This window comes from Bacillus niameyensis, assembly GCF_001375535.1.
GTDB classification, from domain to species: Bacteria; Bacillota; Bacilli; order Bacillales; family Bacillaceae_C; genus Lederbergia; species Lederbergia niameyensis.
Genome location: NZ_LN831197.1, coordinates 228,601 through 251,886, shown reverse-complemented (window position 1 = coordinate 251,886; position 23,286 = coordinate 228,601). Strand labels below are relative to the sequence as shown.

Below are 23,286 nucleotides of genomic sequence, written 5' to 3'. Positions count from 1 at the left end.
ATTTTGTGAATTTTTAAAAATATAAGAAATAGGTAATAGCCTCTCTTTTCTCAATTAGACCTTTGGATGTTAATCGCATGGTAAATTTCAATAGATCGCAATACTAAAGACCTATTTGTGAATTGCTCTTTTTACTAGAAGGAATTAACCTTGAAAAATAAAAAACAAGCGGCTACTATAAGCCGCTTGTTTCGTAATATGTGATTAATTTGATTAATCTACCATACGGTCGCTTCCAAAGAAATTTTTAAACATTTGGACGTTAGTCGCACGGTTCATAGCCGCAATCGATGTTGTAAGAGGAATTCCTTTCGGGCAGACTTGCACACAGTTTTGTGAATTACCACAATCTTGAATTCCACCTTCATCCATTAAGGCTTCCAAACGCTCATCCTTGTTCATTGCACCTGTTGGATGGGCATTGTAAAGACGAACAAGCGATAAAAACGCCGGACCAATAAAATTAGATTTACTATTTACATTTGGACATGCTTCAAGACAGACACCACAGGTCATACATTTAGAAAGCTCATACGCCCATTGACGTCTTCTTTCAGGCATACGTGGACCTGGACCCAAATCATAAGTTCCATCAATTGGAATCCAAGCTTTAATTCTTTTCAATGAATCAAACATTCTACTTCTATCAACAACTAAGTCCCGAACTACTGGGAAGGTTGCCATAGGAGCTAGTCGTATCGGCTGTTCAAGCTTGTCTATAAGAGCTGTACAAGATTGCTGTGGCTTGCCATTAATGACCATAGAGCACGCACCGCATACTTCCTCAAGACAGTTCATATCCCAAGCAACTGGTGTAGTTTTTTTACCTTCTGCCGTTACAGGATTTCTTCGAATTTCCATCAAGGCGGAAATCACATTCATATTTGGACGGTAATCCAACTCGAATCTTTCTTCATATGGCTTTGAGTCTGCTTTATCCTGACGAGTAATAATAAAGGTTACCTTTTTATTTGTACTCATCTTTATTTCACCTCTTTCTTCTTAGCATAGTTGCGTTCTCGAGGTTTAATAAGTGAAACATCCACATCTTCATAACTGAATTCAGGTGTATTTTTACTAGCATTATAATCTGCTTTTGTCGTTTTCAGCCATTCTGCATCATTTCGCTCAGGGAAATCTGGTTTGTAATGGGCGCCTCTACTTTCATTTCGATTTAACGCGCCAATTGTAATCACTCGAGCTAGTTGTAGCATATGCCACAGCTGTCTTGTAAACATTGCACCTTGATTACTCCAGCTAGATGTATCATTAATATTGATGTTTTTCCAGCGGTCCATCAATTCAAGGATCTTATCATCTGTTGCTTTTAATTTGTCATTATAGCGGACAACTGTTACGTTATCTGTCATCCATTCCCCAAGTTCTTTATGCAGAACATAGGCGTTTTCTTCCCCACTCATTGACATGATATTTGCCCACTTTTCTTCTTCCTTTTTAACAGCAGAATCATATAAAGAAGAAGGAAGGGAGTCGTGACTCTTTTCTAGGCCATTAATGTATTTGACAGCTTCTGGACCTGCAACCATCCCGCCGTATATAGCAGATAGTAAGGAGTTAGCACCAAGACGATTCGCACCATGCTGAGAATAATCGCACTCCCCAGCAGCAAACAAGCCCTCAATATTCGTATGTTGTTGATAATCGACCCAGAGACCGCCCATTGAATAGTGGACAGCTGGGAAGATTTTCATAGGAACTTTACGTGGATCCTCACCAGTAAATTTCTCATAGATTTCTATAATTCCACCAAGTTTAACATCTAATTCATGCGGATCTTTATGAGAAAGATCAAGATAAACCATGTTTTCTCCGTTAATGCCGAGCTTCTCATCCACACATACATGGAATATTTCACGTGTAGCTATATCACGAGGAACAAGGTTTCCATAGGCTGGGTATTTTTCTTCAAGGAAATACCATGGTTTCCCATCTTTATACGTCCAGATACGACCGCCTTCTCCACGAGCTGATTCACTCATAAGTCTTAATTTATCATCACCAGGTATAGCTGTTGGATGTATTTGAATAAATTCACCATTTGCATAGGTTGCTCCCTGTTGGTAAACAATAGAAGCAGCAGAACCTGTATTAATAACAGAGTTAGTTGATTTTCCGAAGATAATTCCCGGTCCACCTGTTGCTAAAATGACCGCATCAGCTGGAAATGATTGAATTTCCATCGTTGTCATATTTTGAGCAACAACTCCACGGCAAACCCCAGCATCATCTTGAATAATCCCTAGGAAATCCCAGCCTTCAAATTTGGAGACTAAGCCCGCTACCTCATGACGGCGCACCTGTTCGTCCAAAGCATATAACAACTGTTGTCCAGTTGTTGCGCCGGCAAAAGCCGTCCGATGATGTTGTGTTCCACCAAATCGGCGGAAATCAAGTAAACCTTCAGGGGTCCTATTGAACATAACCCCCATCCGATCTAATAGATTGATAATTCCTGGTGCTGCTTCACACATTGCTTTAACTGGTGGCTGGTTCGCTAAAAAATCGCCACCATAAACGGTATCATCAAAGTGGATCCAAGGAGAATCCCCTTCACCTTTTGTATTAACTGCTCCATTAATTCCGCCTTGCGCACAGACGGAATGAGAACGTTTAACTGGAACAAGTGAAAAAAGATCCACTTGCTTCCCTTCTTCTGCAATTTTGATTGTTGCCATCAAGCCGGCTAATCCGCCACCGACCACGATGATTTTCCCATTACTCATCGTGTGACTCACTCCTTTTTTAACCGTAATTCAAATTGTCTAGTTGCTCTAAGCAACATAACCATCGTGTTTCCTTACCTTAAAAGTTCATGCGTCCCTAAGCGGGCGCTTACAAGTTTCTATTGACTAGCTCCTGCGAGCAGCGACTTTTTTCTACAATAAGTCACCATCGTCTCACCGTGTTCCCTTTATATCAGGCCAACTTGAGAGCGTATCTTTAGCTGTTGTTACACCAGGTGGTTACACTTTTCAATTTATCCAACGAATAGATCCGGATAGACAAACGCTAATGCTGCACGCACCCCAATGATAGTAAGCACGACAAACACAATGCCCATTACCCAAGATGAAATTCGCTGGGATTTAGGTGATTGCGTAATCCCCCACCTAACAAGAAATGACCATAGACCATTTGATAGATGAAAGGTAGCTGAGAGAATTCCGATAATGTATAGAATTAAAACGACTGGATTCGACAAAATCTCTTCCATCATTTTAAAATTCACTTCTACACCAAAAAACGCTTTCTGAATACGTGTTTCCCAAACATGCCATGCGATAAATGCCAACAATATAATTCCGGAAATTCGTTGAATGGTAAACATCCAGTTTCGGAACCATCCTAATCTAATTGGATTGTTGTTTGCAGTAAAAGCAATATAAATCCCTAAAATAGCATGAAACAATAGCGGTATGTAAATAACTCCGAATTCTAGGAAGATGACAAATGGTAGATTTCCCATGAAACCTGAAGCCTTATTAAATGCCTCTTCTCCTTGTGTAGCAAAGTGATTGATCACAAGATGCTGCACTAAAAAAAGACCAACAGGTATTACCCCTAATAAAGAATGCAGCCTGCGCCAATAAAATTCATTTTTCCCCGCCACAATTTACCCCCCTTAGTCGTTAACGTCTGTGTTGTGGAAAAAACCGCAGCAATTTTATAACACGATCCAACAACACTAATATTTTTTTCAATTTTGTGGACACATTTCATTTTACTCTTACCTTTACAAAGCGTCAAGGTAACGGTTTCACATTGATTATTTCTTGATTATACATGTTTTAAATAAGAATATATTTTTTCATTTCTATTATATTCGTATATAATAGTTATATTATATAATAGTCTTATTCCCAAGGTAACGATAGCAATGCTAATAAGCTGAGCTGCTTCCCTTGTTGTTTTATTCCAAAAAGGGGGATCATAGTGAAAGATACATTAAACCAAAATCTTGACCAAGAATCCAAAAATCAACTCACAATTTCAACTTTTGCTTATGAATTATTACGGGATATTTTAATTCCTGACCTGTTAGGTAAAGATACAGAGGAAATTTCATATTGGGCCGGAAAAAATCTTGCTCGCAAATTCCCGCTTCTTTCTACTGATGAAATCGTTTCTTTCTTTCTCGAAGCCGCTTGGGGCAATCTTGAGCTTATTGAAGAAAGCAAACAAGAAATGAAGTTTGAATTAACCGGCGGCATCATCGAAAGACGAATCGAAATGCAGCAGGATCCAAGTTTCCGACTTGAGGCCGGTTTTATTGCAGAGCAAATTCAGTCCAAAAAGAATTTTACCTCTGAAGCATATGATGAAATATTGAAAAAGAAAAATAAAGTTTTAATTACAGTTCGTTGGGACAAAAAAGACCCAATACATGGCTAAACCGTTATTCAGGGCTTTCCTCACTGATTATTCAAGTGAGAATGCCCTTTTTTAACGAACGTACAGACTATCTAACGCATGGATTAAAAATACTTGTTTGTCCCCCACTTACCATTCTTAAACGCTGTCTTACACCATTAAATGTAAAATAAATATTAATTGATCGTTTGAGTAACCTCATTTAATTTAAATTCCCCATGAAGAATTTGTGCAGCTTTCTGCATTTTTTCTTCGCCAACAACTACGGAGATTTTAATTTCAGATGTGCTGACCATCTTCACTTGGATTTCATCATTTGCTAAAGCTGTAAACATTTGTGCAGCAACACCTGGATTTGAAACCATTCCTGATCCTACAATCGATACTTTAGCCAAATTGGCTTCATATTCAATACTTTCAAAACCAATCACTTCTTTTTGATGTTCCAAAACTTGCACAGCATCTTCTAAGTCCTTACTCTTAATTGAAAATGATAAATTCATTTTTGCATCTGTTTGGCTTTGAATAATAATATCGACGTCAATTTGATTTTGAGCTAAGGCAGAAAAGATAGCAGATAATCCATTCCATTCATTTTTCAATCCAAACACTGTTAATCTTGTAATACCTTTTTCAAATGCTACCCCTCTTACTACTAAGTTAGATTCCATAGATGCTTCCTCCTCAATGACTGTTCCTTCTTCATTTTCGGTACTAGATCTTACCTCAAGATCAACTTGATAATTTTTTGCAAATTCAACTGCTCTCGGGTGTAGAACTCCGGCTCCAAGATTGGCCAATTCTAACATTTCTCCATAAGAGATAGACGGTAGTTTCCGAGCATCAGAAACATATCTTGGATCTGATGTAAATACTCCTGTAACGTCGGTACAAATTAAGCAGCGTTTTGCTTCAAGAGCTGCTGCTATTGCAACTGCTGTCGTGTCAGATCCACCTCTTCCAAGTGTTGTAATCTCTCCATCCTCTGTAACCCCTTGGAAACCTGCTACAACAATAATTTTTCCAGTACTTAAATGCTTTTTCATTTTTTCGACTTTAATATCTACTATACGTGCTTTAGAATGAACACTTTCGGTGATAATTCCTGCTTGCCAACCAGTAAATGAAATCGCCTCTTCTCCCATTTCAGTAAGTGCCATTGTTAGCAGTGAGATGGATACTTGTTCTCCAGTGGAAAGGAGCATATCCATCTCTCTTTTAGCTGGATGTTCTGTTAATTGTCCTGCCAAATTTAGAAGTTGGTCTGTTGTTTTTCCCATGGCAGAAACAACAACTACTACTTGATTACCTTGTTTTTTTACATCCAATATCCGTTTTGCTACAGTCTTAATTTTATCAGTGGTGCTTAATGATGAGCCACCGAATTTAATCACGATCGTTTCCATTATCATGCCTACCCTTCCGAAGTAAATTCGTGATCCATCACAACATAAAAAAGCAATGAGAGTTTCTTCTCATTGCTTGTGAAATGTACTAGTTATTGTTTATAGATCACAACATGAGATAGCTCTCCAAAGTGATATTTTCCACTTTGACAATTCTACATTTCTTAAACGCAGAACCAGCAGAACAATGTTATGGGCATTCTTCCACTTCGGCAAACCTTCCCTTTCAAAACCTATCAAGGAAGCCCGTACTTCTCCTGGTTTCTACTCTTAAAGATTTGCGCCTCTATCATTTTTATGAAATTGAATTCATTATAGCACTTGCTTTATTACTTTACAACCCTATTCTTTTAAATGTTCTTTCAACTTTGTAGCAATCTTGCTCGGAATCCCAATGTTTATAAAATCATCTACACTTGCTTCTTTCATTTTTTTTAACGATCCGAAATGACGGAGTAATGCTTTTTTCCGAGCCGGTCCAATCCCTTCTATATCATCAAGAGTGGATTGGAAGGCTGTTTTCCCACGCAATTGGCGATGGAACGTTATAGCAAACCGATGAACTTCATCTTGAATTCTTTGCAGCAAGTAAAATTCTTGAGCTTTTCGACTAAGGGGAACTATCTCAAGAGGACTCCCAAACAGGAGTTGTGATGTACGATGCTTTTCATCTTTAGCTAATCCTGCGATTGGAATATCAAGATTCAATTCATCTTCTAAGATTTCTCTTGCTGCTTCAATCTGTCCCTTGCCGCCATCGATTAAAATCAAATCGGGTAGCGGCAACTTTGAACGAAGAACTCTAGTATATCTCCTTCTAATAACTTCTCGCATAGATTCATAATCATCTGGGCCCTTTACGGTTTTAATTTTATATTTACGATATTCTTTTTTATCTGGCTTTCCATTCGTGAAAACAACTAATGCTGATACAGGATCAGTACCTTGAAGATTAGAGTTATCAAAGGCCTCAATCCTATATGGAGGATAGATGCCCATTGCTTCCCCTAATTTCTCAACTGCGAGAACAGTTCGTTTTTCATCTTTTTCAATCAATGAAAATTTTTCCTTTAAAGCAATTTGAGCATTCTTTTCAGCAAGTATTACTAAATCTCGCTTTTGTCCTTTTTTCGGTTGGAACACTTTTATATCTAAGAGCTGTTCAGCTAATAGTTGGTCTACCGTTTCTGGAATTAAAATTTCCTTCGGTTTAAAATGGTTAGGCTGTGAATAAAATTGCCCAAGAAAAGTTAGGAATTCTTCTTCCTGCTCACCATAGACAGGAAAAATTGAAACGTCACGTTCTATTAATTTTCCTTGCCTTACGAAAAACACTTGGACACACATCCACCCCTTATCAATCGCATAACCAAATACATCACGATCAACAAAATCAGCGGTCATCATCTTTTGTTTTTCCATTGTTATTTCAATGTGGGCAATTTTATCTCGATATTCTTTCGCTCTTTCAAACTCAAGTTTTTCAGCAGCTTCCTCCATTTTACTTTGAAGCTCTTTTTTTATATCTAAATAGCCACCATGTAAAAACCGGCTAATCTCATCAGTTATTTTTTTATACGTCTCTAGTGATACATCATTCACACTTGGAGCAAGGCATTGACCCAGCTGATAATAGAGACAAATACGGTCACACATTGTTTTACATTTTCTCAGAGGATAGAGACGGTCGAGGAGTTTTTTTGTTTCCGTGGCTGCATACACATTTGGATACGGACCAAAATATTTCCCCTTATCCTTTTTCACTTTCCGCGTAATAATAAGTCGGGGATGACGTTCGTTCGTAATTTTAATATATGGGTAGCTTTTATCATCTTTTAACATGATATTGTATTTAGGATCATGTTTTTTAATTAAGTTCATTTCTAAGATAAGTGCTTCGATATTCGAAGAAGTGACAATATACTCAAAATCTTCAATTTCACTAACAAGTCTTTGAGTTTTCGTATCATGCGTACCTGAAAAATACGATCGCACGCGGTTTTTTAAAATTTTCGCTTTTCCAACATAAATAATAGTTCCTTGCCGATCCTTCATTAAATAACACCCTGGTTGGTCTGGAAGGATTTCTAGTTTGTTTTTTATTTGAATATTCATGTCCATTCACCCACCTGGTGAAAATTTCTTTATTAAAAAATCCGGGACTCAGCCCGGATCATTTGTCTTTTCATATTACAAATGTTTATTTACTAGTTCTGCCAAAGATTCTTTTGGCTGAAAACCAACTGTTTTATCAACTTGTTCCCCGTCTTTAAAAAGAATTAACGTTGGAATACTCATAACACCATATTTTGCAGCTGTATCTGGGTTTTCATCAACGTCTAGTTTAACGATTTTTGCCTTTCCATTCAAATCGGAATCAAGTTCTTCCAAGACTGGAGCAATCATTTTACATGGGCCGCACCAAGTAGCCCAAAAGTCAACCAACACTACCCCTTCGCTAATTTCAGAGGCAAAGCTTTGGTCAGTAGCATGTGAAATTGCCATGTTTGTAACCCTCCTAATATACATTGAGAAACTAAAGACAGTATATCATCTACGTTATATACATGCTAATAATCTGCTTTCCTCTATTCTCCCCTAAAATCAAGATGATATTGCTTTCAATTTGCGAAATTCTTCCGTCAAAAGAGGAACTACTTCAAATAAATCTCCGACAATCCCGTAATCTGCAATATTAAAGATATTTGCTTCTGGGTCCTTATTAATCGCTACAATAATTTTGGAGTTAGACATTCCGGCTAAATGTTGAATCGCTCCTGAGATGCCACAAGCAATATAGATATCGGGTGTGACAACTTTTCCAGTTTGACCAATCTGTAACGAATAATCACAGTAGTCTGCATCACAAGCTCCTCTAGAAGCACCAACGGCTCCACCAAGAACATTCGCAAGTTCATGAAGTGGTTTAAAGCCTTCCGCACTTTTTACTCCCCTGCCTCCAGCTACAATGACATTTGCTTCGGAAAGATCTACTCCATCACTTGCTTTTCGAACAATTTCTTTAATAGTCGTACGAAGATTATTAATTTCTACTGTAATTGGTGTAATTTCTCCCGTTCGTGATTCATCTTTTGATAATGCTTCAATATTGTTAGGACGAATCGTAATAAAAGGAATTCCTTCTTTAACCACTTTTTTCTCAAAAGCCTTTCCTGAATAAATAGGCCTAGTGTAGACAAACTCTCTGTTTTCCTCTTCAATTGCAATAACATCCGAGATTAAGCCTAACTTCAATTTATTCGCAACCTTCGGGGAAAAATCCTTCCCAAGTGCAGTGTGACCAAATACAATAGCATGTGGTTTTTCTTTATCATAAACAGCTAGAAAAGCTTGTGAGTATCCATCAGGAGTATAATTTTCCAATTTTTCATCTTCAATAATCACAACTCGATCAGCACCATACTGAAACATTTTTTCACATTGGCTTTTAACAGAATCACCCATTAAGAGAGCTACAACCTCTCCACCAGCAGCCAGTTTCTTTCCAGCAGCAATAGCCTCAAATGAAACATTTCGAACTTGTTGGTCTCGCAATTCAGCAAGTATTAATACTTTATTTGCCAATTTTAGAACCTCCCCGTCCTACTTTAAATCCTATTTTCATAGATTTTATCAATGGATTGGTTAAAGCTGTTTACTTAACAGGTTAGCTAATTCCTTCACTTGTTCTTGTAATTCTCCTTCCAATATTCGTCCCGCTGATTTTTCCAATGGAAGAAAAACCTCTATTGTCTTTGTTTTCGGTTCAACATCATCTTCATCAAGATCCAGATCATCTAATTCCAGTTCTTCTAACGGTTTTTTCTTCGCCTTCATAATCCCGGGGAGTGATGGATACCTCGGGTCATTTAAACCTTGTTGAGTGGTAACAAGTAGTGGTAAAGTCGATTCAATAACTTCTGAATCCCCTTCCACATCTCTTGTTACTGTAACTTGCTCTCCCGAAATTTCTATTTTTGTTATTGTAGTAACATGGGGAATTCCTAAAATGTCGGCGATACGTGGACCTATTTGTCCAGATCCTCCATCAACGGCCACATTTCCAGCTAATATTAAATCTGCTTCTTTATCCTTTAAAAATTCTCCGATAATCATTGCGATTGAGAATTCGTCCGTCTCCTCAACATCGTCTTCAATGTTAATTAAAGCTGCTTTATCAGCTCCCATTGCAAGGGCCGTTCTCAGTTGCTTCTCAGTATCCTCTTCACCAACAGAAAGAACTGTCACTTCTCCACCATGTTTATCCCTAATACGAATGGCTTCCTCAACAGCATACTCATCATAAGGATTGATAATGAATTCCGCACCATCTTGATCGATCTGACCCCCTGAGATGGTAATTCGCTCTTCAGTGTCAAATGTTCTTTTTAACAGCACATAGATATTCATTCGAACGATAACCTCCTATAATCACATTTTTGTAAGAATAGCGACGTACTTTCTACCGAGCTGAATTTAACATGATGACAGTGGCGAATAAGCATCTTCTTAAAAAAATAAAATTTAGTTTCACGTTTTTCAACAAACGCTTGAATCCCCTCTTTAGCTGCTTCGGAAACAAACAGCTTGCCAAAGTGTCGGGCTTCTTCTCAATTCATCTATTAAATTTATCCGTTCTGCTGTATTGCAATTGAGCAATCGCTGCATTCAGAACAACCGGGCTTTTCTTAGCAATTTTATGGGCTAAATCTTTTCCTCTATCAAGCAGCTCTTCTTCAGGATAAGAAGAGTCGGCTAGACCCCATTTTACAGCGTCTTTCCCAGTCAAAGTATCACTTATCATCAACAGTTCTGCTGCGAATAGCGACTTTATCTAGTGTTGAAATAGTACACTGATTAAATTATATTGCCTCCATTTTAAAGTTTGTTAAGATAAGTGATCTTTAGAAATACAACCATTTAAGATCAAATCATGCACTGCTGGAGCAAGCGCAATCAAGTCATACTTCTGATCATTCATAACCCATGAGGTCACTGTTTCATCCATAGTTCCAAAGATCATTTGTCTTGCGAGCCGCAGATCCAAGTGTGCAGCAAATTCTCCTTGTTCTTGCCCATATCGTAAAATATGATCAATCAGTATAAGATAGTCTTTCAAAATTTCATTTATTTTTTTACGTAATTCATGATTCGATTGTCTAAGTTCTAATTGCGTTACAATGGCTAAATGGCGATCCTCCGATAAAATGTTAAAATGATTTTCAATCATGACTAACAATTTTTCTGAAGCCGTTTGTTTCGAGTTGATCACTTCTTTTATCTGGTCTACGAATAATCCCATTTTCTCTCGAAATACTGATATTAAAATATCCTCTTTATTTTCAAAGTAAAGATAAATTGTCCCGTCAGCTACACCGGCTTGTTTCGCTATTTTTGAAACTTGCGATTGGTGATAGCCATTTTCAGCAATTACAACCACAGCTGCATCGACAATTTGTTTATATTTAGGTTTGTTTCTTTTCAATGATATAACTCCTTTAAGCAACTCAATAGGTGAATGACTATTCATTCATAATATTATGATAATAATCGCATGTACTTATGTCAAGCAAGAACTAAAAAAAGCGAGCCATAGTTGGCTCGGAAATGTCAATAATTCACTAAGTAGTTTTTTCCTCACTTTCCATCTTCTTTCTTTCTTCATCAACCAAGGTTCTCCGTAAAATTTTCCCAACAGCTGTTTTCGGAAGCTCTTTACGAAATTCATAAATTCGGGGAATTTTATATGCTGCCAAATTCTCCCTTGCAAATTGGTCTAATTCTTCTTCCGTTACATTAGCCCCTTCTTTAAGGACAAGATAGGCTTTTACCGTTTCTCCGCGATAAGCATCAGGAACACCGACAACTACTAACTCTTGAATTGCAGGGTGCTCATAAAATACTTCCTCGACTTCACGCGGATAAATATTATATCCACCCGCAATAATTACATCTTTTTTTCGATCAACAACATAGAAAAAACCTTCCTCGTCCATATACCCCATATCCCCAGTCATTAGCCAACCATCCTTCAGCGTTTCTGCAGTATCTTCTGGACGATTCCAATAGCCTTTCATAACTTGCGGCCCTTTGACAGCTATTTCTCCGATTTGACCAGGCGGAGCTTCTTTTCCAGTTTCTGCCGAGACAATCATCGCCTCCGTATCTGGCCATGGGACACCAATACTTCCCTTAACACGCTTTTGCCCCCAAATAAAATTTGCATGAGTAACAGGAGAAGATTCTGTTAATCCATACCCCTCAACAAGCTTTCCACCAGTAATATCCTCAAATTTTTGCTGGACATCTACTGGCAATGGAGCAGAACCACTTATACAGGCCTCTATAGAGGAAAGATCATATTTATGCAATTCAGGATGGTTTAGCAGACCGATATAAATAGTTGGAGCTCCTGGAAAAAGAGTTGGGCGCTCCTTATGAATTGTTTTTAGGGTTGTTTTAACATCAAATTTTGGGAGAAGAATCATTTTATACCCTTGCATGATTGATAAAATCATGACTGTTGTCATGCCATAAACATGGAAAAATGGTAAGACTCCTAGTATTTTTTCCTCACCCGGAGTTGCTTCGTACATCCACGCTGCACAAGCTGTTGCATTTGCAATTAAATTTTTATGAGTAAGCATGACTCCTTTCGGATAGCCTGTTGTTCCACCTGTATACTGTAAAAGTGCTAAATCATTTTCAAAATCAAAATCAATTTCCTTAGGTGACGGTTTGGCGAGTGCAAGTGCTTTTGTGAAGAGATGAATATTTCCTTCATGCTTTAAGTTAATGACAAGACCAGTTTGTTTTTTTTGTATAAACGGATAAATAATGTTTTTTGGGAATGGTAAATAGTCTTTGATAGCGGTTACAATGACATGTTCTATATTTGTATTCTCTATAACTTTAGAAATTCGAGGGTATAAAATATCTAGTCCGATGATGACTTTAGCATTGGAATCTTTCATTTGGTACTCTAATTCACGTTCTGTATAAAGCGGGTTTGTTTGAACAACAATCGCACCGGTATGGAGTATGGCAAAATAGCTTATAACACCTTGGGAAGAGTTGGGCAACATGATCGCAACACAATCACCTTTTTTAACACCTAGACCTTGTAAATAGTTAGCCATCCTCATAACCTGATCGGATAATTCACGATATGTTATTTCGTTTCCCATAAAGTGAATTGCTGCTTTATTTGGTTGTTTTTTGGCAGCTTCTGTTAAATATGACTGAACTGTTCTTGTTTCATACTTTAAAGTCGTAGGTATGGAATCGGGATACATTTTCAACCAAGGCTTATTTTCCATACAATTCCCCCTCATTATTATCATAGAAAACAGTTAGAAAATTAAAATTACTCCTTCTATTATATTATATTGTCACAACCGGTACAAATATATTTAGGAAAATTAAATTATAAACAAAAATTATCGTAGTTAATATGCGTAGTATCTTATGATGTTATAAATATTCACTCATACTTTCAGAGTATTAAGTATTGACGGAATGTTATTGTTTAAATATAATACATTTATGGATAAATATACATAATCCTTATTAGAGAAATTTAGGGGGAAAACTTGATGGAACATATGGGATTTTTGTCATTAATACCACCCATTTTAGCGGTGGTATTAGCCATAGCAACTAGAAATGTTATTATTTCTTTATTTTCCGGTGTTTATATTGGAGTATTAATGCTTGTTGGAGGAAAACCACTTGAAGCAACAATGACAACCATCGGAGATTTTTTATTTCCACAATTGACAGATAGTTATAATGCAGCCGTCCTTGTCCTACTCTTTTTCATCGGCGGCTTCGTTGCACTCATGGAAAAATCCGGTGGTGGCATGGCACTTGCTGAAAAATCTACCAAACTTATCAATAGCCGTGCAAAGGCACAACTTTCAGCATGGATTGGGGGAATTATTATCTTTTTCTCCGACTTAGGAACTCCCTTAATTGTTGGTCCTGTGTTTGAGAAAGTTTTTGATAAATTAAAGGTTTCTCGCGAAAAATTAGCATGGATTATTGACTCAACTTCATCACCAGTCGCCGTTTTAATTCCATTTATCGGTTGGGGAGTTTATATTATGGGATTAATGAAAACTGAATTTGATGCATTGAATATTACTACTTCTGAATTCAGTGCGTTTGTTCAAGTCATTCCGTTTCAATTCTATGCTATCTTAGCTGTTTTAATGGTGCCGTTAGTTGCATTCACAAAACTAGACTTCGGACCAATGGCAAAAGCGGAACAAAGGGTGCAAACGACAGGAGAACTTTACTGGTCAACATCCAGCCCATTGAGAAGAGCGGAGCAGTCAACTGAAACAAAAAATAGTCGTGCCATCATGGTTTGGTTACCGCTTTTGGTGTTATTCGTAACGTTATTCGGTTTATTGATTTCTTTTGGATTTCCTGTGGAGCCGGTAGCTGGTGGAGATTTCAGAATTGCATTAAGCACCGCTTACTTATTTGCGGCTTTAACATTAGGTTTGCTTATGATTGGTTTTAAAGTGAAGAAATTCGGGGAAGTAATGGATATTTATACATCCGGTATGCAAAAAATGGTCTATGTTTCTACTACACTTGTTTTGGCTTGGGCGCTAGGCAAAGTTATCGGAGAAATGGGAACTGCTGCTTATATTGTGGAATTACTGAAGGGGAATGTACCTGGATTCATTATTCCTGCAATTTTATTTTTAGTTGGTTGTGGCATGTCGATTGCATCAGGTACATCTTGGGGTACTTTTGCGATTATGCTTCCAATTGCTATACCAATGGCAGTTGGACTTGATGCGCCTTTATTGGTCTGTATTGGAGCCGTATTATCAGGGGGGATTTTTGGTGACCATTGTTCGCCAATTTCAGATACGACTATTCTATCGTCGACAGGTGCAGGAGCCGATCACATCGACCATGTAAAAACTCAGGTCCCTTACGCTTTATTGAACGCATTCATTGCTTTAATCGGATTTGTTGTTGCAGGAATAACTGGAAGTGCTTTTACAGTGATTTTGACGGTAGTGCTATTAGTGGGGGCTGTTTTCTTGTTATCAAAGTTTCAGAATAAAAAGGTTAATTCTTCTTTGAATGTTTAATGACAAGGATAACTTTCCCGCGAACGGGTTTAAATAAGGGTTGCCACTCAAAAGTGGCAACCCTTATTCATGTACTGATTAAATAAATAACTCCTGCTAAGAAAAATAGAGCACAAACAACAAGCAGGATTTTTGCTAGTTTTTCCACCTAATCTTCCCCATCCTTCTTATTGTATGTTGGCACCAATCACATAAGATAAACCAACTGAAATGATCATGGAAATAAAGCCTACGGCACGATTGTCGTTTGCAATTTCTTTATCAACTTGAAATTTCGGTGTTAAAAATTCAAAAATAAAGTATCCTGTCAGTAGCAAGAAAAATCCGAACATTCCCCAGCCAATCATTACAAATAACGAGTCATGATGGAGAATGGAGTGCCTAAAGACATTAGCTATGCCGAATATCTTTCCTCCAGTAGCCATCGCAACAGCCATATTTCCTTTTTGTATTTCTTCCCAATTATTATACTTCGTTACAAGTTCAAAAATAAACAAAAAGACAAGCATACATAGGATCGTTACCGTGTAATATCCCGCCGTTTCAACATAAGGGTTCGCCCAAAAAGATCCCATAACTGCCATCCTCCCCTTTGCTAGCTTAGAAGTAGTTAGTTATTTAAATTCGACAACTGTTACACCACTTCCTCCTTCTCCTGCTTCCCCAAGTCTTATACGTTTCACAGCTCGATGTTGTTTCAAATATTCCGTAACTCCTGACCGCAATGCACCTGTGCCCTTACCATGAATAATCGAAACACGCGGATAGTTGGCTAGAAGAGCATCATCAATATATTTTTCGACTTTCAGTAACGCATCTTCTAATCGTTCACCACGAAGATCGAGCTCCAAACTAACATGAAAGTCTCTTCCCTTCACTGTTGCCATCGGTTTTGTTTCTTTATTCTGCTCCGATTTAATATATTCTAAATCGCGTTCATGAACCTTCATTTTCATAATACCGATTTGAACATTCCATTCGTAATCGGTCACTTTATCTATTAAATGTCCTTTTTGACCAAAGCTAGTAACCTTAACTTCATCACCTGGATTAAATTCTTGCTTTTGCTTTTTATTTGGCGATTTTGCGGATCCTTTATCAAATTCAGGAACTGCCGCCTCAAGTCTCCTTCTCGCTTCAATAAGTTCATGTTCTTTCACATTAGTACTACTTTCAAGTCGCATTTGCCGCAGTTCACGCATGACTTCTTCAGCTTCTGCTTTAGCTTTTTCAATAACTTCAGCTGCTTTTCGCTCAGCTCGATCATACAACTCTTGCTTTCGGTCATAATACTCGATCATTTGTTTCTGAAGCTCTTTATGAAGTTGTTCGGCATTTTTTAAATAATTATGCGCCTCCTGATAGTCTTCTTCTGCAGCATGACGGCTTTTTTCGAGAGAAGCAATCATATTTTCTACTTCATTACTTTCTGTATCAATCATTCCCTTTGCACTTTCAATGATGCTATTGGAAAGACCTAAACGTCTCGATATTTCAAAAGCATTACTTCGCCCTGGAACTCCAATTAATAGTCGATACGTCGGGCGCAATGTTTCAACATCGAATTCAACACTAGCGTTAATGACACTCGGTCGGTTAAAACCATAAGCCTTCAACTCTGGATAATGTGTTGTTGCAATCACATGTGCACCTCGCTGATACACCTCATCAAGAATCGAAATTGCTAGTGCTGCTCCCTCTTGCGGATCTGTCCCAGCTCCTAATTCATCAAATAGCACTAAACTTTCATGATCAACCTTTTTCAAAATTTCAACGATGTTGACCATATGGGAAGAAAAAGTACTAAGACTTTGCTCAATCGACTGCTCATCCCCAATATCTGCAAATACCTCTTTAAAAATAGCCATTTCAGAGCCTTCGGAAGCTGGTATAAAAAGTCCCGCCTGCGCCATAAGTGTTAATAACCCTACTGTTTTTAAAGTAATCGTCTTCCCGCCAGTGTTTGGCCCGGTAATAACCATTGTTGTGTAATCTTGGCCTAGTAAAATATCATTTTGAACCGCCTCTTCCATTGGTAAAAGAGGATGCCAAGCTTTTCGAATATCGATAAATCCTTTTTCGTTCATGGCAGGTTTCGTTGCTTTCATTTCTTTTCCGAAGCGTGCTTTTGCAAAAATAAAATCAAGTTCGCCCATAACATCTACTAAATGATATAATTCTTCCTCGACCTCAGCTACTGCGGCAGATAACCCAGCAAGAATGCGCTCAATTTCTTGGGATTCTTTCATTTGCAGTTCCCTTAAGGAATTATTTAAATCAACAACCGCCTGCGGTTCAATAAATAGCGTTTGACCAGACGATGATTGATCATGAACAATGCCGCCATAATGAGAACGATATTCCTGTTTTACAGGGATTACATAACGATCATTACGAATCGTTACTATCGCATCTGAAAGCATTTTTTGAGCATTTCGGTTTCTAGTTAAACTCTCAAGCCGCTCGCGAATCATACTTTCCGCTCTTCTTGTTTGTTGGCGAATTGACCTTAATGTCACACTTGCTGAATCAAGTATTTCTCCGCTTTCATCAACAGCATTTCTGATTTCCTTTTCCAATTCTGGCAAAGGAATAATCTCATTAGCCTTTTCAGCTAAAAGAGAAATATCGACTTCGTTTTCCACTAAATCATCAATAAATCGTTTCATTGAGCGACTTGCATGTATAGTGCTTGCTATCTGGGTCAATTCAATCGGATTGAGCATCCCACCGATCACTGACCGTTTTACATGCTGTTTAATATTATGAATGCCGTCCAATGGAGCATGCCCCTTTAACCTTAGGACGTGGGAAGCTTCATCTGTTTCTTCCTGTCCTCTTACAACATCTTCTATAGAACTCATAGGTCGCAAATTTCTTACCTTTTCCACACCTAACGCAGATGAAGCATGATTTTCCATCCGGATCAATATTTTATGGAACTCTAATGTTCTTAAAGTTTTTTCATTCATGGAGTTTACTTGCCCCCTCTTAATATCCCGTACTCAGTCATTTCTTTTCAAAAATTGATTTAACTCTTCCAAACTCATCGCATTGATCACAGATTGAGACTCAATCCAGCCTTTCTTGGCGGTAGATACTCCAAGAGACATAAAATCAAGATTTCTAATATTATGAGCATCTGTGTTAATCACGATTTTCACACCAGCTTCCTGAGCTTTACGTAAATAAACAGCTGATAAATCCAACCTCTCTGGATTGGCATTTAGCTCGAGAGCCGTATTCGTTTGCATTGCCCACTCTATTAACTGATCAACATCTACATCATAACCATCGCGTCTGCCAATCAATCGTCCCGTTGGATGTGCGATAATATCGATATGTGGATTTTCTAATGCATTTTTTAATCGCTCCATTATTTTGGATCTCGGCTGCGAAAAACTAGAATGAATCGAGGCAATGACAAGATCGAGTTCGGCGAGAAGATCATCTTCAAAATTCAAGCTGCCATCTGGTAAAATGTCCATCTCGATACCAGTTAAAATTGTAATATCATTATATTTTTCATTTAGATGATGAATTTCCTCAATTTGCATTCTAAGTCGATCTCGTGTAAGCCCATTTGCCACTTTTAAAAATTCGGAGTGATCAGTAATTGCCATATAGCGATAGCCTTTTTTTCTGCAAGCATTAACCATTTCTTCTAAAGAATAAGCTCCATCCGACCATGTAGTATGCATATGAAGGTCGCCTTTTATCTCTTCCAGTGTAATCAGCTGTGTACTAACATTAAAATCATCTACTTCTTTCCCATCTTCCCTAATTTCAGGAGGAATGTAAGGCAGATTAAAATGGTGATACAATTCAGACTCATGTTCAAACGTTAAGACTTCACCAGTTTCTATCACTTCTACACCATATTCACTAATTTTCTCGCCACGCTCTTTTGCAAATTGGCGCATTCGGATGTTATGGTCCTTTGAACCAGTAAAATGGTGAAGTGCAGATGCAAATTCTTCAGGTGCGACGATTCGAAAATCTACTGATACGTCATATTTCCCTGTAAAAATAACGGTTACCTTTGTATCTCCACTAGCACTTACTTGTGACATCCCAGTTAATTGTAGCAGTTTCTCCTTTACTAAAGCTTGGGAATCTGTTGCAACTATAAAATCGAGATCTTTACTTGTCTCTCTCACTCTCCGTAAACTGCCTGCCCTCGAAAATTGACTAATCTCTTTAATTTCCTTTAATTGTTCCTCGATTTGCTCGGCAATTTTCAACATATAAGCTATTGGCAAACGATCCGGTTGTGAACCTAACTGTGCGATCGATGCTAATATATTTTCCTGCGTCTTCTTGCCAAACCCTTTTAAGTGAGCAACATGATCCGCTTCACACGCTTCTTTTAAAGTATCTATGTCGATGACATCTAACTCCTGATAGAGTTTGGATATCTTTTTTCCGCCAAGCCCTGGAAGTTGCAGTAGAGGAATCAATCCTTTTGGCACCTCATTACGCAAGTTTTCCAAAACATTCGATTTACCTTCTTGTAAATACTCCTCGATTACTGCTTCTGTCCCTTTTCCAATTCCAGATATTTCAGTAAAATGCTCTATTTCTGAAAGACTACGATCATCTACCTCTAGTGCATTCGCCGCCTTCCGAAATGCCCCGACTTTAAAAGGATTTTCTCCTTTTAACTCCATATAAATAGCAATCTGCTCCAGCAAGCGTACAATATCTTTTTTATTGACTTTCATATAATTCACCAGCCGTTCCTCATTCTCCTGTTAACATTCTACCAAAACCATCCCTTAAAAGAAAAACTTCTCTTTTAAAAAGAGAAGTTTCCTAGTTATTTTACAAAATCGATCCATAATTTTTGTAATTCGGCCGAAAAATAAGGCGTTTTCTTCAAGATCGTATCAGCAAGTGCAGAATCTTGTAGAGCATTTTGAACTATTTCAACTGGTAAAAGTGCGCTAATATATAAAAGTATAAATAGGAATAAATACATTTCAACTAAGCCTAATATACCTCCAGCCCAAATATTTAATATTTTAATTACTGGTAAACTGGCTACAATATCTAATGCAGAGCCAATAATACCTAGTACAATCCGAGCTGCAATAAAGATGATTACAAAGGCAATTGCTCTATAAAAAGCCTCATCGAAATTCGCACCATCCAATATCATTTTAAAGGTCTCCCCCGAACCAACATCAGGATAAGGGATCCAAAGCTTTAGCTTCGGTGCCAGTTCATCATAATAAAGATATGCTACGATAAATGATCCAATAAAACCAATCATATGGAGCAGTTGTAAAATGAAACCCCTTTTAAGTCCTACAATAAAACCGATAATTAGAATAATAACTATCGCCAAGTCCACCATAACTATTTCAGTCCTTTAAACGATTAAATTCTTTCAGAAGAAGGTGATATTCTTCTTGTAGTTTCATATAATCATGGATAGAGTTAACAGCCGTTAATACAGCTAATGACTCCGTATTAAGATTTGGATTCACCGAGTAAATTTCACGCATCTTCTTGTCGACGGTTCCCGCCACTTTCATTACATGCTCGGCAGGCTCGGTACCTGAAATTGTATATTGTTTTCCATAGATCATGACCGATACTCGAACTTTCTCTTTATCTGCCAAACAATTTCCCTCATTTCGATAAAATCCTACAATTTATCATATCATGAATGACTAAAGATGGAAATATAAAGTCTAAATGAAAAAAAGAAACCAGGAGCTAAAACTGGTTCCTTAATAACGAACTTACGATTGTTTTCTATACCATGGTAATCTTGATAACGGCGCATGAACATTAAGCTTACACGGTCCTTCTATAATGCTTCCATCGTCCCCTTGCCATGTACCTACTGGAAAATGAATGATTCTTTCTATTGCCCCTTTTTCTACAACAGGAGCAACTAAAATATGATCCCCAAGCATAAATTGATCATTCACTCTAGCAAACTCTTCATCCGGAAAACTAAATGCCATATGTCGAATAATCGGTTCTCCAGAATCCGCCGCATGATGAGCTAACGCCAAAATCTCTTCTCCAAATTGCTGATGAAGATTAGCCGCAGCAAGACAATACTGGAAATGTTCTTGATCGAGAATTCTCCATGGTGCGGCTGAAAACTGCATCATTGGGAAAAGAGCCGAACATTGCGCATAACGTACAAATAACTCTTGATCTAACCGCTCCGAATTAGCAATGAAATTTTGATACTCGCCTCCACCAATCATGTCTGGACATGTAAATGCATAACCCATTAACCCTTGAGCAAGCCCATTAGGAATTAACGACCCGAGTCCATTTGTATCCCAACTATGTAATTTATCACACAATCTTTGCCCAATCGGTTCGCCTGCCATTTTCCAACAAGCCCGGAATTCATTTAAAGTAAACTGCATACCAAATTTCGCAAAATACTCAGCATGCTCATTCGCATGTATTGATATTTCACACTGATCGTCATTACGATAGTACATCGGATCCCCAGCATCAAATTTAAAACCATCAACCCCATACTCATTAACTAAATAATCAAGTTTGGATTTATACCAAGCTACGGCATGAGGATTTGTCAAATCGAGAACAGCACTATACCCATTCCACCACTCTCTTATGGCAATGCTTCCATTTTTATTTTTAATTAAATAATCTTTATCTGCTAACAATCGATAAGTTGCACTATCGGGGCTAACGAAAGGACACGTCCATAGCATCACTTTAAAACCAAGTTCATGCAATCTTTCAATCATCTTTTTCGGCTTTTGAAACCGGCCCGGATGAAATTCCCACACTCCATAATCTTCCTGCCAATTATCGTCAATCATCAAAATTCCAGGCGGCATACCATTATTAATAATAGCTTCTGCATACTCGAGGATTTTGTCTTCCTTTTGATCATACATTAATTCAATCCATGTATTATATTGTGGTGCAGTGAACATTAATGGCTCCAACATCTGTCCTTTTGCAGGGAAATATCTTTCTTGAACAGCGCTATAAACGGCCCGCAAATTTTCAAAGCCTTCTCCTTTGTTAATTTCTCCATCACAATCGAAGATGTTTAAAAAACCATCTCTGAATTCAAAATTATAAGGCTTATCAGACCATATGTATCTACCCTTATTCGATATTAATAGCGGATTTGCCTGGTTTGGTGTATATGCGGGATTTAATTGCCTAGCAAACTCCGAATTTCCATATGGCATGGAAACTCCATCTGATACCGCTCCTCCCCACCAGTATTCATGATTTAACAATTCTAACTTAAGTTGATTGTTCATAATATCTCTCCCTATAGTCCTTCCTTTGTCATCATTCAACTAATGTAATTAATAAACATCATTATATATGATAAACTCTAAAATATACTAGTAATCAAAAGGACGTGACGACTTGGCGAATACCGTCATTAAAGTAACTCAAATAGATATTGAAAAAATGAAAGCCTATTATAAACCATTTTTGAAGGAGAACAACGCTCCCGGAAGTGTATTTGCAGCAAAAAAAAATGGATGCAGTATTACCGCTTATCGTTCAGGAAAAGTACTATTTCAAGGACCCGGCAATGAAGCTGAGTCTAAAATTTGGGGAGTTGCACCACTTGATTCACCAATAAAGCCGTCTAAAGTAAAGTCATCAGGTGCTCCTTTACCTGCAGATATTTCTTTACTATCTTGTATGGGCTCTGACGAGGTCGGTAAAGGAGATTATTTTGGCCCATTGGTCGTAGTTGCAACTTACGTTCGTAACGATCAAATACAACTTGTGAAGGAATTAGGCGTTCAGGACTCAAAAAATCTTTCCGACAAACAAATTATTAAAATCGCCAAGGATTTACTGACCTTTTTACCCTACAGTCGTTTAACATTAGCAAACGAAAAATATAATCAACTTCAGGCACGGGGTATGACTCAAGGCAAAATGACAGCCATACTGCATAATCAAGCTCTCGGACATTTGTTGAACAAATTATCCCCCGAAAAACCAGAAGCTATCCTAGTAGATCAATTTGCAGAAGCACCCGTTTATTATCGTCATCTCCAAGGACAGAAAAATATTATTCGCGATAATATTTACTTTAGTACAAAGGCAGAAAGTATCCATCTTTCGGTTGCAGCAGCATCAATTATTGCGAGATACGGATTTCTAAAAGCTTTTGATCAGCTAAGTGATAAAGCTGGATTCAAACTAACTAAAGGGGCTGGATTTAAGGTTGATCAAGATGCTGCAAGACTGATTAAAGCAAAAGGGATAGATGCATTGAATGAATTTACAAAATTACATTTTGCAAATACTGGGAAAGCGCAGAAACTAGCCGGAATTCAATAAATGTGTGTGACCAGAGAGAAAAATACTCTCGGATAGAGAAAAAT

General features: G+C 37.8%; 20 protein-coding genes and 1 riboswitch. Of the genes, 3 read left to right on the top strand and 17 right to left on the bottom strand.

Annotated features, from left to right (window positions below; all coding sequences use genetic code 11):
• Positions 1 to 213 precede the first annotated feature (213 nt).
• From sdhB to BN1243_RS01265, 3 genes are all read right to left on the bottom strand, one after another.
• Complete coding sequence (sdhB, locus tag BN1243_RS01275) at positions 214 to 981, bottom strand: succinate dehydrogenase iron-sulfur subunit (RefSeq protein ID WP_062104477.1); 768 nt, start codon at positions 979 to 981, stop codon at positions 214 to 216.
• 2 nt (positions 982 to 983) lie between these two features.
• Entirely contained in the window at positions 984 to 2,744 is a 1,761-nt protein-coding gene (sdhA, locus tag BN1243_RS01270; RefSeq protein ID WP_062104476.1) for a succinate dehydrogenase flavoprotein subunit, read from the bottom strand.
• A gap of 254 nt (positions 2,745 to 2,998) precedes the next feature.
• Complete coding sequence (locus tag BN1243_RS01265) at positions 2,999 to 3,631, bottom strand: succinate dehydrogenase cytochrome b558 subunit (RefSeq protein WP_062104475.1); 633 nt, start codon at positions 3,629 to 3,631, stop codon at positions 2,999 to 3,001.
• Positions 3,632 to 3,954: 323 nt separating this feature from the next.
• Here BN1243_RS01265 and BN1243_RS01260 point away from each other — a divergent pair, with 323 nt between their 5' ends.
• On the top strand, positions 3,955 to 4,413 hold the full coding sequence (locus BN1243_RS01260; RefSeq protein ID WP_062104474.1) for a YslB family protein: 459 nt from the start codon (positions 3,955 to 3,957) through the stop codon (positions 4,411 to 4,413).
• Between the two features lie 155 nt (positions 4,414 to 4,568).
• On the opposite strand, the gene BN1243_RS01255 is transcribed toward BN1243_RS01260, so the two are convergent.
• From BN1243_RS01255 to BN1243_RS01220, 8 genes are all read right to left on the bottom strand, one after another.
• Entirely contained in the window at positions 4,569 to 5,798 is a 1,230-nt protein-coding gene (locus BN1243_RS01255; RefSeq protein WP_062110280.1) for an aspartate kinase, read from the bottom strand.
• Between the two features lie 111 nt (positions 5,799 to 5,909).
• Positions 5,910 to 6,095: riboswitch (Lysine riboswitch) on the bottom strand.
• Positions 6,096 to 6,140: 45 nt separating this feature from the next.
• Positions 6,141 to 7,913, bottom strand: a complete 1,773-nt coding sequence (uvrC, locus tag BN1243_RS01250) for an excinuclease ABC subunit UvrC (protein WP_062110278.1) — start codon at positions 7,911 to 7,913, stop codon at positions 6,141 to 6,143.
• Between the two features lie 75 nt (positions 7,914 to 7,988).
• Complete coding sequence (trxA, locus tag BN1243_RS01245) at positions 7,989 to 8,303, bottom strand: thioredoxin (protein WP_062104473.1); 315 nt, start codon at positions 8,301 to 8,303, stop codon at positions 7,989 to 7,991.
• Between the two features lie 99 nt (positions 8,304 to 8,402).
• Positions 8,403 to 9,383 carry an electron transfer flavoprotein subunit alpha/FixB family protein gene (locus BN1243_RS01240; protein ID WP_062104472.1) on the bottom strand — a complete coding sequence of 327 codons (981 nt, stop codon included), beginning with the start codon at positions 9,381 to 9,383 and terminating at the stop codon, positions 8,403 to 8,405.
• A gap of 60 nt (positions 9,384 to 9,443) precedes the next feature.
• A complete protein-coding gene (locus BN1243_RS01235) occupies positions 9,444 to 10,208 on the bottom strand; it encodes an electron transfer flavoprotein subunit beta/FixA family protein (RefSeq protein WP_062104471.1) in 765 nt (254 codons plus the stop codon).
• Between the two features lie 205 nt (positions 10,209 to 10,413).
• A complete protein-coding gene (locus BN1243_RS01230) occupies positions 10,414 to 10,608 on the bottom strand; it encodes a Clp protease/crotonase-like domain-containing protein (protein ID WP_268258077.1) in 195 nt (64 codons plus the stop codon).
• A 78-nt stretch (positions 10,609 to 10,686) separates the two neighbouring features.
• A complete protein-coding gene (locus tag BN1243_RS01225; RefSeq protein WP_062104469.1) occupies positions 10,687 to 11,283 on the bottom strand; it encodes a TetR/AcrR family transcriptional regulator in 597 nt (198 codons plus the stop codon).
• Between the two features lie 136 nt (positions 11,284 to 11,419).
• Positions 11,420 to 13,117, bottom strand: coding sequence for a long-chain-fatty-acid--CoA ligase (locus BN1243_RS01220; protein WP_062104468.1), 1,698 nt, complete (start codon positions 13,115 to 13,117; stop codon positions 11,420 to 11,422).
• 276 nt (positions 13,118 to 13,393) lie between these two features.
• Here BN1243_RS01220 and BN1243_RS01215 point away from each other — a divergent pair, with 276 nt between their 5' ends.
• Positions 13,394 to 14,914, top strand: coding sequence for a Na+/H+ antiporter NhaC family protein (locus BN1243_RS01215; protein WP_062104467.1), 1,521 nt, complete (start codon positions 13,394 to 13,396; stop codon positions 14,912 to 14,914).
• 167 nt (positions 14,915 to 15,081) lie between these two features.
• Here BN1243_RS01215 and BN1243_RS01210 read toward each other — a convergent pair whose 3' ends face one another.
• The 6 genes from BN1243_RS01210 to BN1243_RS01185 all read right to left on the bottom strand — a co-directional run bounded on the left by BN1243_RS01210 (position 15,082) and on the right by BN1243_RS01185 (position 22,194).
• Positions 15,082 to 15,489: a DUF350 domain-containing protein gene (locus BN1243_RS01210; protein WP_062104466.1), complete on the bottom strand. Its 408-nt coding sequence runs from the start codon at positions 15,487 to 15,489 to the stop codon at positions 15,082 to 15,084.
• A gap of 39 nt (positions 15,490 to 15,528) precedes the next feature.
• Positions 15,529 to 17,886, bottom strand: coding sequence for an endonuclease MutS2 (locus BN1243_RS01205; RefSeq protein ID WP_062104465.1), 2,358 nt, complete (start codon positions 17,884 to 17,886; stop codon positions 15,529 to 15,531).
• A gap of 33 nt (positions 17,887 to 17,919) precedes the next feature.
• Entirely contained in the window at positions 17,920 to 19,638 is a 1,719-nt protein-coding gene (polX, locus tag BN1243_RS01200) for a DNA polymerase/3'-5' exonuclease PolX (protein ID WP_062104464.1), read from the bottom strand.
• A gap of 95 nt (positions 19,639 to 19,733) precedes the next feature.
• On the bottom strand, positions 19,734 to 20,273 hold the full coding sequence (locus BN1243_RS01195) for a CvpA family protein (protein ID WP_062104463.1): 540 nt from the start codon (positions 20,271 to 20,273) through the stop codon (positions 19,734 to 19,736).
• A gap of 7 nt (positions 20,274 to 20,280) precedes the next feature.
• Entirely contained in the window at positions 20,281 to 20,541 is a 261-nt protein-coding gene (gene zapA / locus BN1243_RS01190) for a cell division protein ZapA (protein ID WP_062104462.1), read from the bottom strand.
• Between the two features lie 123 nt (positions 20,542 to 20,664).
• Positions 20,665 to 22,194, bottom strand: a complete 1,530-nt coding sequence (locus tag BN1243_RS01185) for a glycoside hydrolase family 31 protein (RefSeq protein WP_062104461.1) — start codon at positions 22,192 to 22,194, stop codon at positions 20,665 to 20,667.
• Between the two features lie 112 nt (positions 22,195 to 22,306).
• Between BN1243_RS01185 and rnhC the strand changes: the two genes are divergently transcribed.
• A complete protein-coding gene (gene rnhC / locus BN1243_RS01180) occupies positions 22,307 to 23,242 on the top strand; it encodes a ribonuclease HIII (protein ID WP_084781767.1) in 936 nt (311 codons plus the stop codon).
• Positions 23,243 to 23,286: the final 44 nt, after the last annotated feature.